Here is a 13,444-nt window from a genome sequence, read left to right as displayed (position 1 = left end):
GAGCCTCGGTTCACCGAGTGCTCAGGATTCATTGCATGGTTCAAGCAGCGCTCTGCTTATGCAGCGCAGACTGCTTGCAAAAAGGCCTGCTTATGCAGCTTCTTCTTGCTTCTGGTCGCGCAGGGCGGCCAGAGTACGAACCAGCTTGCCAGCGGAGGCTTCTTTCATTACCGACATCAACTTAGCAATTGCTTCGTCGTAAGTCGGTAGGGTTGCCAGACGATCGATGTCAGCAGCCGGAATCAGCTCACCTTCGTAGGCCAGCGCCTTCACTTCGAAGTTCTGATCTTGCTTTGCGAACTCTTTAAACAAACGAGCAGCAGCGCCCGGGTGTTCGGTAGAGAAAGCCAGCAGAGTAGGACCAACAAAGCTCTCGTTCAGGCACTCCCACTGAGTACCTTCGAGGGCGCGGCGTGCCAGAGTGTTGCGAACAACACGCAACTGGACGCCATTCTCACGCGCTTGCTTACGCAGGTCGGTCATTTTACCGACTGTAACGCCGCGAGAATCGGCAACTACGACGGAGAGTGCGCCCTTGGCCGCTTCACTGACCTCGGCAACAATCGCTTTCTTGCCTTCAAGTGCTAGTGGCACAGTGATCACTCCTTCGTGCCGGAACCCACAACAGGCTCCGGTGGTTACCATCTCTTCCAGACGATAAATAAATAACGCTGGAAGCCTTGGGGGATGGTGCTCACCAGAAAGCGGTTTGGCTAAAAACCTCAACCAACTGGCGGCCACACCATCTGCGCAGGCGCTTTTAGGGCGATTAAGCCGCACCTTTAAAAGATGCGGCACCTGCGGTCTTTGACGATGCCCTGTTTGGCTTACGCATTAACAGGGGACCGCAAAGTTCTTGCTCGGTTCTTACTTAAAACTTACGACTACCTGCTTATACAAACGCAGAATGGTCGATAGTCAAACCTGGGCCCATAGTAGTGGACAGGGTGACTTTCTTAAAGTAGATACCTTTAGAAGAGCTCGGCTTGAGCCTCTTAAGGTCAGCAACCAGCGCTTCCAGGTTACCCAGAACAGCGGATGCTTCAAAATCAGCTTTACCCAGAGTTGTGTGGATAATGCCGTTTTTGTCGGTACGAAAGCGTACCTGACCTGCTTTAGCATTTTTAACTGCAGTAGCAACATCAGGTGTAACGGTGCCAACTTTCGGGTTCGGCATCAGGCCACGCGGACCAAGGATCTGACCCAGCTGACCGACAACGCGCATAGCGTCCGGCGAGGCGATCACGACGTCAAAATCCATCACGCCTTTCTTGACCTGCTCAGCCAAATCTTCCATACCCACGATGTCAGCGCCTGCTTCTTTTGCAGCATCGGCGTTAGCACCTTGGGTGAAGACCGCAACGCGTACGTCTTTGCCAGTACCGTTAGGCATAACAGTAGCACCACGTACAACTTGGTCAGATTTACGCGGATCAACACCAAGATTGATCGCCACATCCAAGGACTCTTTGAATTTAACGGTAGACAGCTCAGCGAGCAGCGCAACCGCTTCTTCAAGAGAGTAAGCTTTGTTCGGGTCTACTTTCTCGCGAATAACTTTCGCGCGCTTAGTTAGTTTAGCCATGATCAGAGACCCTCCACGTTTAGGCCCATGCTACGAGCGCTGCCGGCGATGGTGCGCACCGCGGCATCGAGATCAGAAGCCGTCATATCTGGCTCTTTGGTTTTAGCGATCTCTTCGAGCTGCTCACGCGTCACGGTACCAACCTTCTTCTTGTTCGGCTCACCAGAACCGGACTTGATACCGGCTGCTTTTTTCAGCAGAACGGCAGCAGGCGGCGTTTTGGTGACGAACGTGAAGCTACGGTCAGAGTAGACAGTGATCACGACAGGCGTCGGCAGACCAGGCTCAATCTCTTGAGTAGCTGCGTTGAACGCCTTACAGAATTCCATGATGTTCACGCCGTGCTGACCCAGCGCAGGGCCGACGGGCGGACTAGGATTGGCTTTACCTGCAGCAACCTGCAGTTTGATATAAGCCTGTACTTTCTTGGCCATGCTAAATACTCCAATTGGGTGATAGCGCCTTACGGCTCCCCGGTACACATAAAGCAGCGTTTAGCTGCTTCACATAACGCAGGGATGGCATGCTATGCACACCCCCCCGCCACTTAATTAAACTTACTCTTTCTCTACCTGGGAGAACTCAAGCTCCACAGGCGTTGCACGCCCGAAAATCAACACACTGACCTGCAAGCGGCTCTTGTCGTAATTTACTTCTTCAACAACACCGTTAAAGTCAGCAAACGGACCATCAACGACGCGAACTGATTGACCCGGCTCAAACATGGTTTTAGGCCGCGGCTTATCAGTACCATCTTTAACGCGACGCAAGATAGCGTCTGCCTCGCGCGATGTAATAGGTGCAGGCTTCTCTTTCGTGCCACCAATGAACCCCATCACACGAGGCGTTTCATTGACGAGATGCCAAGTTTCATCGGCCATTTCCATCTCGACCAGCACGTAGCCTGGGTAGAACTTGCGCTCACTCTTACGGCGCTTACCGTCACGCACTTCAACTACTTCTTCCGTCGGCACTAGAATTTCGCCAAAGCGATCTTCCATGCCATACATCTTCACGCGCTCAATAAGCGAACGCATGACATGCTTTTCAAAGCCGGAATAAGCGTGGACGACATACCAACGTTTGGACATGAAAGCTCCTAACCAATGACGCCGGACATCGCCCAGCCAAGAAGAGTATCGATCAACCACAGCATCAAACCCACCACCACAACTGCCGCCAGCACAATGGCTGTGGTCTGAATGGTTTCGGGGCGAGTCGGCCATACAACGCGCTGTATCTCTTTCTTGGCGCTTACGGCAAGCTCTACTAAATCGCGACCTTTAGCAGTGGTCAGCGCGATCAAACCCGCAATCGCACACAACACCACCACACCTAATACGCGGTAGAGCAGGCCAATATTAGCGAAATAGGTATTACCAACGACTGCAACAACAAGCAGCGCCACAACCGCCGCCCACTTGAGCCCGTCATGGCGCGACTGTTGCACCTCTTCGCCATGTTTTACGGAACTAGGCTTCATAAAAACGAGACTCCCAAGGGTGCAGCGAGCGACAAAGGAATTCTAGAAAAAGACATACCAACCTGGGGAAGGCTGGCAGGCCAGGAGGGAATCGAACCCCCAACCTGCGGTTTTGGAGACCGCTGCTCTGCCAATTGAGCTACTGGCCTGTATCGTCATGCGCACAAACAAATGCCTGCGCAACAGCGGGCGCCATAATAGCGGATAATTTTCCACCTGACAACCCTTAACACTCATCGAAACCGACAAGTGAAAACAAAAAAAGCGAGCTTAGCTCGCTTTTTTTGAAATATGGAGCTCATGGACGGAATTGAACCGTCGACCTCACCCTTACCAAGGGTGTGCTCTACCCCTGAGCTACATGAGCCAAATCACATCAAACTGGAGCGGGCGGCGGGAATCGAACCCGCACCATCAGCTTGGAAGGCTGAGGTTCTACCATTGAACTACGCCCGCCGAACTTGCCTACAGAATGACAATCCGTTGCACGAGATACAGTAGCTAAGCCCGCTTACCGGCCTTTCATTCCCAAGCAATGACCAAGTCACTGCTCAATAAAACTGGTGGAGAGGGAAGGATTCGAACCTTCGAAGCTTTCGCGGCAGATTTACAGTCTGCTCCCTTTGGCCACTCGGGGACCTCTCCAGCTGTGGCGGCACATTATGCCAGCCTCCAAAGCGGTGTCAAGCTTACAAACTCTTTATTTATCAAAGCTTGTGTACTTGTCGACGCTTGCGCTGTGTCACTTAGCGTGACTTACGCCTTGGAACGCGCTGCATTCTGTCAAAGCAGCATTGAGAATGCAAGACCTGCGCGAATTTTTTCTAACGAAACAGGCTCAGGCACTCCAGGTGCGCCTGACATTTTTCCAGCACGCTCGGCAAAGGTTAGCGGAAAACTGGCCTCCAACCCTCCGTATACCATGTCCGGCCATACCGCATGTGGAACTTGAACGCCGCGCGAAATCCCCCTGGCATCGCCACCGGTCAACAACACCGGCAACGCGATCCCCTGCTGATCGCATACTTCGCTGTAGATTCGGTTAATCGCACTCACCGCCGCCATATAGATACCGTGATTGACCGCATCTACCGTTCGCCGCCCCGGCTCCAATAAAGCATCAGCTTCACTCTCTGGATCAATCGCTACGTTTCGGGTGCCTAATTTAAGACTCTCTTTCATTAATCGTAACCCTGGTACGATAAATCCTCCGAGATGAACACCTCCAGGCAATACAAAATCAATGGTAATCGCACTACCGCAATCGACCGCGCAGCAGCCGCCTGCCAACTGATAGCCTGCCAGCGCACCCATCCAGCGGTCTACGCCCAATCGCCCAGGCTCTTCATAACCATTAACGACACCTAACGCTTCGACCGTAGAACGCGCCACATAAACATGACGTACTTGGCGGCGCAGTAAGGCAACGGTCTCCTCCAGCACGGCAGCCCTAGCGACACTGGAAATGCGCACCGCCTCTACCACGTCAAGATTCGGAATATCTGCCCCTGGCCGCCACTCCTCCCGTGTCCACACAGCACCTCGTGAACGTATTTCACTACTGTCGGCATCTTTTAACCGCCATTTCGATAGCGTATTGCCGATATCCAAATCCAAAATCATAGGCGCCTGCGTACACTGATCTCACCGCCCGACAGGCGTCGCGAGTGATCATTTTCGGTAACCCAAAGATTACCACTCTCATCTACCTCTCCAGCCACCGCATCACTTGAGCGCTCACCCTGAATAATACGGATCGGCAGCCCGGCGTAGGCATGGCGGTTGTTCCACTCGTCTCGCCAGGGGGTAAACCCCTCGCTTTCGAAGCCCGCCAGCATATCCAGCAAACCAGATACCATATCCGCGGCTAGCTGATTGCGCGAGATACCCGCTTTAGCATCAAACAGCGCTGCCACAGGCTGATCAATAGTGGCACGCAGACTATCGGGTAGCGACAGGTTCATACCAATTCCGACCACCACCTCACAAGGGCCTGCAGCATCCCCAGTGACTTCAATCAGAATACCAGCCAACTTACCAAGCTCACTGCCTTTCTCGGCCAGCAAAATATCGTTCGGCCATTTTAATTTTGGTGAAACCCCATACTGCTCCAGCACTTGAGCCACTACCACGCCTACTGCAAGACTCAGTCCTTCAAGGGCGTTTACACCAGACTCAAAACGCCAGCCAAGCGAAAGCATCAAGCTTTGCCCCCACGGCGTAGACCATACGCGCCCGCGACGGCCACGACCTGCGGTTTGTAGCTCGGCAAAACATACCTCACCGTGCCCTGCCCCTTGAACAAAGCGCTCGCGCACATACTCATTGCTAGAAGGCAACTGGTCTTCGATGAACAGCCTGGTTAAGAGATGGCGAGCACTTGCTGGCAAACACTCAACAATTTTTGCCCCATCAAGAGGCTCTAGCGGATAAGCAAGTCGATAACCTCGACCTTTCACAGCCACCAGTTCAACGCCCAGTGCGTCTAATTTTTTTAGCTGTTTCCATACGGCGGCTCGGGAAACGCCCAGCGCTTCACCTAATTGTTCACCGGAATGAACCTCGCCATCGCTTAACAAACGCATCAGGTTACCGATGGTCATGTGCTTGCCCCAACTGGGAAAACACCTATCTTAACGGAAGCACCGCAGGAGCGAAAACTGCAGCGTTTAGGTTATTGACTTGCACCTTTATTTAAGACAGCACTGGTAGTGAACCGCACCCAGACCCTATAATGCCGCCCTATTTTTCTAGCAGGATCGCGTCGTGATCGAGAATCTTCGCAACATTGCCATCATCGCCCACGTTGACCATGGTAAAACCACCTTGGTAGACAAGCTGTTAAGCCAGTCTGGAACGCTCGACCGCAAGGCCGAAGGCCAAGAGCGCATCATGGACTCCAATGACCAGGAAAAAGAGCGTGGTATTACCATCCTGGCCAAAAACACTGCTATTCAGTGGCAAGATGGCAATGGTAAGGATTACCACATCAACATCGTGGACACCCCTGGACACGCCGATTTCGGTGGTGAAGTCGAGCGGGTTATGTCCATGGTGGACTCGGTACTGCTTCTGGTAGACGCCGTTGATGGCCCTATGCCACAAACGCGCTTCGTTACCCAGAAAGCATTTGCCCAGGGCCTGAAGCCGATTGTCGTCGTCAATAAAATTGACCGTCCTGGCGCTCGCCCGGACTGGGTTATTGATCAGATCTTTGATCTGTTTGACAACCTGGGCGCTTCCGACGACCAGCTTGATTTCCCGATTATCTACTGCTCGGCGCTAAACGGCATTGCCGGTATGGATCCGGAAGAGCTGGCTGACAACATGGACCCCATGTTCCAGGCAATTGTCGATATCGTTGAACCGCCCGCGGTTGAGATCGATGGTCCGTTCCAGATGCAAATTTCCGCACTGGATTACAATAGCTACGTCGGGGTTATCGGCCTTGGCCGCATCAAGCGTGGCTCGGGGAAGCCTAACCAGCAAATCTCGGTCATCAGCGTTGATGGCTCTACCCGTAAAGGTAAGATCGGTCAGGTCATGACTCATATGGGTCTTGAGCGCGTCCAAACGACGGAAGCGACGGCAGGGGATATCGTCTGCGTTACCGGCATTGAAGATCTATCGATCTCTGACACGCTGTGCGACCCGAGCGCCATTGAAGCACTGCCGCCGCTGTCAGTTGACGAACCGACCGTTTCGATGACGTTCCAGGTCAATGACTCCCCATTCGCCGGTAAAGAAGGCAAGTTCGTCACCAGTCGTAATATTAAAGATCGTTTGGAACAAGAACTGATCCACAACGTGGCGCTACGCGTTGAACAGGGCGAAACCCCTGAGAAATTCAAAGTTTCTGGCCGCGGTGAGCTGCACCTGTCGGTATTGATTGAAACCATGCGTCGTGAAGGCTTCGAGCTGGCGGTTGGCCGCCCGGAAGTTATCATTAAAGAGATCGACGGCGTTAAGCAAGAACCCTACGAAGAAGTCATCATCGACTGTGAAGAGCAGCATCAAGGCTCCATCATGGAAGAGCTTGGCTACCGCAAGGGTGAAATGACCAACATGAACCCCGATGGCAAAGGTCGTGTTCGTCTCGACTTTATCATCCCAGCGCGTGGCTTGATTGGTTTCCGTGGTCAATTCTTAACCTTGACCTCCGGCACCGGCATCCTGACCAGCCGCTTTGACCACTACGGCCCGCTAAAGCCCGATGCTTCTATCGAGCGTCGCAATGGCGTATTGGTCTCAATGGTTGGCGGCAAAGCGCTTGCTTATGCGCTCTATGCCCTGCAAGAACGTGGCAAACTGATTATTGATCACGCCACTGAAGTATACGAAGGTATGCTGATTGGTATTAATAATCGTGCCAATGACATGGTCGTTAACCCGACCAAAGGCAAAAAACTCGATAACATGCGTTCAACGGGTAACGATGAAAACATCGTGTTGACGCCGCCGATCAAGTTCACTCTTGAGCAGGCCATCGAATTCTTGGATTCCGATGAGCTGGTAGAAGTTACTCCTAGCCATATTCGCCTGCGCAAGAAGCACCTAACTGAGAACGAGCGCAAGCGTTCTAGCAAGAAGTAACCACTCGCCAGTCAATGCTCGATAGCAAGTCCCCAGAGAAGCCCGCCATTGTGCGGGCTTCTTTTTTACGGCTTTTAACAACGATCTTCCCTAGCTCATTTCCAGCGCCCGCACTCCCCCTCACGCCCCGAGCCCTACGCCAAGTGGCTTCATAAACGCAGCCTTAACGCTAGCAGGCTGGAAAGCGTAGGCGTTCTATCGCAAAGTAGCGCTAACCTCAGTGCGCCCCTGGGCCGCTGGCAGCCTACAATTCATACAGGTGTTTGGATATTTACCCCATCCTTCCACCACTACACGGACACTCCTCCACATGAGCGGTCATAACGTCTGGACTCATAAAGGCACATTTTTGCTGGCGGCGGTTGGCTCAGCCGTCGGCTTGGGCAACCTCTGGCGATTTCCCTATCTCACCGGGGAAAATGGTGGTGGCGCGTTTATTTTAATTTACGCACTGACTATTTTCGCCGTCGGCATTCCCATTTTGATTGCTGAAACAATGCTAGGGCGAACCAGTCGTCAAAGTCCTATTATGGGGATGCGACACTTAACCAAAACGCATAAAACCTCCCGTGCTTGGGAATCCATTGGTTGGCTGGGCGCTGTTTCCGCTTTTTTAATTTTGAGTTTTTATTCGGTCATTGCCGGCTGGGCACTGCACTACACGTGGCTGATGCTAACCGGCTCATTAGTCGGTGCCGATGCAGCAACGATTAGTGCTGGCTTTGATGCGTTGCTGGCGTCTCCGGGCCTGATGACGCTTTATCACACGCTGTTTATCGCCTTCTCCGCACTAATTGTCGGCATGGGGATTCACAAAGGGATCGAGTCAGGGCTGCGCATTATGATGCCAGCGCTGTTTGTTATTCTGATCGTGGTGCTTATCTACGGCATCATTAATGGCGACGTGAGAGCGGCAGCAAGCTTCCTATTTACTTTCAATATTGCCGATCTCAGCCTGGAAGGTTGGTTACAGGCGATGGGGCAATCCTTCTTCACCCTGAGCCTTGGGATGGGTGCCATCATGGCCTACGGCGCCTATATGTCCAGCGAAGCCTCTCTAACCCGTACCGCTATTGCCGTGGCGTTTGTTGATACCGCTGTAGCCATGGTGGCAGGGCTGGCGATTTTCTCACTGGTATTTGGTGCGGGGCTCGAAACCGGCCAAGGCCCGGGACTGATGTTTGTCACTCTGCCGCTAGCATTTGCTGACATGCCGTTTGGTGCTCTGGTAGGCGGGGTCTTCTTTATTCTGGTGCTAGGGGCTGCGGTTAGCTCGTCTATTTCGTTGATAGAGCCGGTTGCGGCCTTCCTGGTTGAGCGTTTTGATATGACGCGCCCTCAGGCTGTCACTATTATGGTTGTCGCTGCCTGGGCGATGGGCTTACTCACGGTGGTGAGCTTCAATATATGGGCTGAAGGTACGATTTTCCATACGCTGTTTGGACGCAGTGCCTTTGACTTTATTGAACTCTTAACCAATATATTTATGCCGTTGGGTGGCCTGCTAATTGCCCTGTTTGCCGGCTGGGCACTGACCCAAAGCGAAGTCATGAAAGAGCTTGGCACTAACCTTACGTGGTTTAAAACCTGGCGGTTCCTAGTGCGCTTTGTTGGCCCTGCCGCCGTGTCGTTTGTATTTTTACGCACCATTCCACAGGTGGAAGGCTACGTAATCCCAACCCTCGGTGCACTGCTCATTGTGGGTGCATTTGCCTTGAGCCAGCGGCTGCGTAAACCTGCTGCCTAATATAATTCTAATAACGCAGGCGGCATCTAAACCGCCTGCGGCGCGAGGATACGATGACTCCCCTTATCGAGGTACAACACGTCAACAAAGCCTTCGGCGGACTCCATGTTATCAACGACTGCTCAATCCGCGTTGAAAAGGGTTCTATTACCGGCATGATTGGCCCCAACGGGGCAGGTAAGTCGACGCTTTTCAACTTAATTGCGGGCGCACTTACGCCAGACAGTGGCCGCATTCTATTGGACGGTGAAGACATCACGTCGCTAAGCGCTGATCAACGCTTTCACAAAGGATTGCTGCGCACCTTTCAAATCGCTCACGAGTTCAGCCAGATGAGCGCACTGGAAAACTTGATGATGGTGCCACCCAATCAAGCAGGGGAACGTCTGTTCAACACTTGGTTTAAGCCTGCCCTGGTGCGCAGCCAAGAAGCCGAAGTACGACGCCGCGCACTGGAAGTCATTGAGTTTGTTGGTTTACATCATGTACGTAACGAGCTTGCGGGTAACTTATCGGGTGGTCAGAAAAAACTGCTCGAACTTGGCCGCACCATGATGACCGATGCCAAAGTCGTGCTACTAGACGAAATTGCCGCCGGTGTGAACCGCACGCTACTCGACGACTTAATGGGCAACATCGAGCGTTTAAATCGCGAAATGGGCTATACCTTTCTGGTGATTGAGCACGATATGGATATGATTTCGCGGCTATGCGATCCAGTGATTGTGCTGGCCCAAGGCAGTGTCATGGTTGAGGGCTCAATAGAAGAAATACAAAACACCCCGGCCGTTATTGAAGCCTATTTCGGCACCGATGCCGCCTGATAACGCAGAGCTTGCCACCAAAAAGATAGCCACAACAACATGGCCGCCATTGGTCACCCCAGTGCGGCCCAGCTGAGACGCGTTTATGCCATCCACACCGTCATCCCCCCAGCCACTGCTCGAGGCACGCGATGTGCACGGCGGCTATGGCAGTATGAATATCCTTAACGGGGTCAATATGACCCTGTATGCCGATGAAGTCGGTGTCATTGTTGGCCCTAACGGCGCTGGCAAATCCACTATGCTAAAAGCGGTGTTTGGGCTGTTGAACGTTAACCAGGGCGAGATTTTGCTTAACGGTCAGCCGATTCATAACCTGCCACCCAACCAGTTGGTTGAGCGTGGCATGGGCTTTGTGCCCCAAGAAAAAAACGTTTCCCCCAGCCTGTCTGTTAAAGAAAACCTGGAGATGGGCGCCTACCTTAAACCCCAAAACGTAAAACGCATGCTGGAGCAGGTCTACGACTTCTTCCCGCCACTTGTTGAGAAGCGCCACCAGCCTGCTGGTGAGCTTTCCGGCGGTCAGCGCCAAATGGTCGCCATGGGCCGTGCGCTAATGGCTGAACCTAGCCTGTTGCTGCTGGATGAGCCAACCGCTGGCTTGTCTCCCCTTTACATGAATGAAATTTTTGACCGGGTTAAAAAAATTAACGCCGCAGGCGTGGGCATTTTGATGGTGGAACAGAATGCTAAACAGGCCTTAGCCATTGCCGATAAAGGCTTTGTGCTGGCGGCGGGACAAAACCGTTTTACTGACACGGGGGCTGCGTTACTGGCTGACCCTGACGTCGCCAAAAGCTTTTTGGGCGGCTAGCCCGGGGGAGAAACGCGTGAACGAACTGGTCTTTTTTATCAATAACGTGGTGATTGCAGGTAGCGTCACTGGCTCTATTTATGCCATTGGTGCCATTGGCGTCACGTTGATTTTTAGCATTATGCGCTTTGCCCACTTTGCCCATGCCGACATAATGACGTTTGGTGCCTTCATGGTGCTGCTCCTTACTACCGCTTTCCCAGCGGTGGGCGCCAGTATCGGGGTGCCGACGGCGCTCATCATGCTGCCGTTAGCGATGCTGCTTACTGCAGCGCTGGCAGTAGGTATTGATAAAGCGTTTTATAAGCCGCTACGCGCCCACGGCGTCAAGCCTATCGTGATGGTCATTGGCTCGCTGGGCGTGACACTCATGCTTCAAGGGCTTATCCGGTTATTCTCCGGCACCGGCGGTCAGAGCTTATACGTCGATGACCGCAAAGAAATCTTCCGTATAGCGCTGCCTTTCGAAGGTGTTCGGGCCCCTATCGTGATTACCGAACCACAGATTTATCTGTTTGTGATTACGCTAATGGCCGTGGTCGCCCTACACCTGTTTCTAAATCGCTCGCGGTTAGGCAAAGCCATGCGCGCCATGTCAGATAACCCCGAACTTGCCCAGGCATCTGGCATTAACACCAACACCATAGTGGCCGTTACCTGGGTGATTGCAGGTGCCCTGGCGGCAATTGCTGGCACCCTGTTGTCACTAGACGTAACGTTTAAACCCGATCTGAGCTTCTTCCTGCTACTGCCTATTTTCGCTGCAGCCATTGTCGGTGGCGTAGGCCATCCTTACGGCGCGATTGCAGGAGGGTTCGTCGTCGGCTTTGCAGAAACCCTGGCAGTATTTAATTGGAATGTTCTCCTGCGCCCTTTCCGCGACAGTCTACCTACCTGGCTGGAGCTTCCCTCCAATCTCGCCTTTGTAGGCACTGAGTACAAAATTGTGGTGCCGTTCTTTATTTTGGTAGCCATCTTAGTGTGGCGTCCTACCGGCCTGTTTAAAGGCAAGGTGATCTAATGAGCCATTCCACAAAAAACCGTAATCCTGCTTACACGCCCAAAGATGCCACTCCTGAACGGCGCTTTCCATTGCGTGAGCTGGTGCTATTCGGCGCGCTTTTAGCTGCTGTGCTAGCGGTTTACGCCACTATGGGCGCAGCGTACAGCACGCGTATGCTGGTCGAGGCTGCTTGTTACGCCATTCTTGCCCTGGGTCTAACGATTCAGTGGGGCTATGCCGGCCAGTTCAACGCTGGCGTCATGGGCTTCGTCGCGCTAGGTGGCTTTTGCGCCATGCTGTTTAGCGTCCCGGTGAATGAGGCGTTCTGGGGGACTGAGCTGCCGGGTGAACTTGGCCAAGTTCTGCTTTATGGCATTGCGGCAACCCTGATCGTCGTGGGCGCCACGAAACTTGACCGGTTCGGTGTGCCGAAAAAACTACGCACCGTGCTCGCCATCGTGATCGGCGTCGTGCTCTATTTGGTTGTCATCAGCCTGCTTCGCGATGTGACCAGCCAAATACAGTCTCAAGCGGGCTTTATTGGCGGTTTTGGCTTACCTGCCTGGGTCGGCTGGATTGTGGGTGGCGCGTTGGCTGGTGGTGTTGGCTACTTTATTGGCCACGTTTGCCTTGGTCTGCGCAGTGACTACCTCGCCATCGCCACGCTGGGTATCGCAGAAATCATCAAAGCGTTTCTGAAAAATTCCGACTGGCTGACACGTGGTACTGCCACAGTATCGCCTCTTCCTTGGCCTACCCCCGGTCCGGCGGAACTCGGCTTTACGCTTTCCCGAGCGATTTATCTCTCGGTGACGGCTGTCGTGATCGCAGTGATTTTCTTTTTACTCCATCGGGCTTACCACGCCCCCTGGGGAAGAATGATTCGTGCGATTCGCGATAACGAAATCTCGTCAGCGGCCATGGGTAAAGATATCAACAAACGCCGCCTGGAGATTTTCGTATTAGGTTGCATCTTAATGGGCCTCGGCGGCGGCATGCTAGGCACCTTTAACAGCCTATTTGACCCTCAAGGCTACTTGCCTCTAAACCACACCTTCCTGGTGCTGGTCATGGTTATTTTGGGTGGCCCAGGTAATAATTTGGGCACCATTTTTGGGGCGGTCGCGGTTTATATCATTTGGATTATGTCAGAACCGCTGGCACTGTTTTTAATGCAACTGGCGGTCGCGTTGGGTGAAAACGCCTTCGGCTGGGAAGCGCCTAGCAATATGGATAGCCGGGCACTACAAGCGAGGGTTCTGGTTATTGGCATGCTGATTACCCTGGTACTGCGCTTTGCCCCGAAAGGCCTACTGCCAGAGAAAATCAAAACTCACGGCTAAATGCTCCATCGACCCTAACAAAAACGCCCCAAGCTCGCTGCCTGGGGCGTTT

At 53.1% G+C, this 13,444-nt stretch carries 13 protein-coding genes and 4 tRNA genes; 6 read left to right on the top strand and 11 right to left on the bottom strand.

Translation table 11 applies throughout. From position 1 onward, the window contains the following. Positions 1-90 precede the first annotated feature (90 nt). The 11 genes from rplJ to REH51_RS09880 all read right to left on the bottom strand — a co-directional run bounded on the left by rplJ (position 91) and on the right by REH51_RS09880 (position 5,671). Positions 91-594 (bottom strand): 50S ribosomal protein L10, encoded by a 504-nt coding sequence (rplJ, locus tag REH51_RS09930; protein WP_009723910.1) that lies wholly within the window; start codon positions 592-594, stop codon positions 91-93. A 298-nt stretch (positions 595-892) separates the two neighbouring features. After that, a complete protein-coding gene (gene rplA, locus REH51_RS09925) occupies positions 893-1,585 on the bottom strand; it encodes a 50S ribosomal protein L1 (protein WP_009723911.1) in 693 nt (230 codons plus the stop codon). 2 nt (positions 1,586-1,587) lie between these two features. After that, on the bottom strand, positions 1,588-2,019 hold the full coding sequence (rplK, locus tag REH51_RS09920; RefSeq protein ID WP_009098963.1) for a 50S ribosomal protein L11: 432 nt from the start codon (positions 2,017-2,019) through the stop codon (positions 1,588-1,590). A gap of 123 nt (positions 2,020-2,142) precedes the next feature. Continuing rightward, positions 2,143-2,676 carry a transcription termination/antitermination protein NusG gene (gene nusG / locus REH51_RS09915; RefSeq protein WP_009723912.1) on the bottom strand — a complete coding sequence of 178 codons (534 nt, stop codon included), beginning with the start codon at positions 2,674-2,676 and terminating at the stop codon, positions 2,143-2,145. A gap of 8 nt (positions 2,677-2,684) precedes the next feature. Beyond that, the gene (gene secE / locus REH51_RS09910) at positions 2,685-3,068 is read right to left on the bottom strand and encodes a preprotein translocase subunit SecE (RefSeq protein WP_009723913.1); all 384 of its coding nucleotides are present in this window, start codon (positions 3,066-3,068) and stop codon (positions 2,685-2,687) included. Between the two features lie 73 nt (positions 3,069-3,141). Beyond that, a tRNA-Trp gene (locus REH51_RS09905) sits at positions 3,142-3,217 on the bottom strand. A gap of 143 nt (positions 3,218-3,360) precedes the next feature. Further along, a tRNA-Thr gene (locus REH51_RS09900) sits at positions 3,361-3,435 on the bottom strand. A 15-nt stretch (positions 3,436-3,450) separates the two neighbouring features. Continuing rightward, positions 3,451-3,524, bottom strand: a tRNA-Gly gene (locus tag REH51_RS09895). A 105-nt stretch (positions 3,525-3,629) separates the two neighbouring features. Beyond that, a tRNA-Tyr gene (locus tag REH51_RS09890) sits at positions 3,630-3,713 on the bottom strand. Between the two features lie 138 nt (positions 3,714-3,851). Continuing rightward, complete coding sequence (locus tag REH51_RS09885) at positions 3,852-4,691, bottom strand: type III pantothenate kinase (protein WP_498935585.1); 840 nt, start codon at positions 4,689-4,691, stop codon at positions 3,852-3,854. Next, positions 4,688-5,671: a biotin--[acetyl-CoA-carboxylase] ligase gene (locus tag REH51_RS09880; RefSeq protein WP_009723915.1), complete on the bottom strand. Its 984-nt coding sequence runs from the start codon at positions 5,669-5,671 to the stop codon at positions 4,688-4,690. Before REH51_RS09880 ends, REH51_RS09885 begins: the two co-directional genes overlap by 4 nt. A 163-nt stretch (positions 5,672-5,834) precedes the next feature. Here REH51_RS09880 and typA point away from each other — a divergent pair, with 163 nt between their 5' ends. The 6 genes from typA (at position 5,835) to REH51_RS09850 (ending at position 13,392) form a co-directional block, all read left to right on the top strand. Beyond that, entirely contained in the window at positions 5,835-7,661 is a 1,827-nt protein-coding gene (gene typA, locus REH51_RS09875) for a translational GTPase TypA (protein ID WP_498935583.1), read from the top strand. A 310-nt stretch (positions 7,662-7,971) separates the two neighbouring features. Beyond that, positions 7,972-9,408 (top strand): sodium-dependent transporter, encoded by a 1,437-nt coding sequence (locus REH51_RS09870; protein ID WP_009723917.1) that lies wholly within the window; start codon positions 7,972-7,974, stop codon positions 9,406-9,408. 53 nt (positions 9,409-9,461) lie between these two features. Then, a complete protein-coding gene (locus REH51_RS09865; protein ID WP_498935581.1) occupies positions 9,462-10,232 on the top strand; it encodes an ABC transporter ATP-binding protein in 771 nt (256 codons plus the stop codon). Between the two features lie 85 nt (positions 10,233-10,317). Continuing rightward, the gene (locus REH51_RS09860) at positions 10,318-11,046 is read left to right on the top strand and encodes an ABC transporter ATP-binding protein (protein ID WP_498935579.1); all 729 of its coding nucleotides are present in this window, start codon (positions 10,318-10,320) and stop codon (positions 11,044-11,046) included. A gap of 16 nt (positions 11,047-11,062) precedes the next feature. After that, on the top strand, positions 11,063-12,067 hold the full coding sequence (locus REH51_RS09855) for a branched-chain amino acid ABC transporter permease (protein ID WP_009723921.1): 1,005 nt from the start codon (positions 11,063-11,065) through the stop codon (positions 12,065-12,067). Beyond that, positions 12,067-13,392 carry a branched-chain amino acid ABC transporter permease gene (locus REH51_RS09850; protein ID WP_009723922.1) on the top strand — a complete coding sequence of 442 codons (1,326 nt, stop codon included), beginning with the start codon at positions 12,067-12,069 and terminating at the stop codon, positions 13,390-13,392. Before REH51_RS09855 ends, REH51_RS09850 begins: the two co-directional genes overlap by 1 nt. The last annotated feature ends 52 nt before the right edge of the window (positions 13,393-13,444 follow it).

The organism is Halomonas bluephagenesis, from assembly GCF_054790765.1.
The sequence above is the reverse complement of the archived record's forward strand: the minus strand, read 5'-3'. Positions and strand labels throughout refer to the sequence as shown.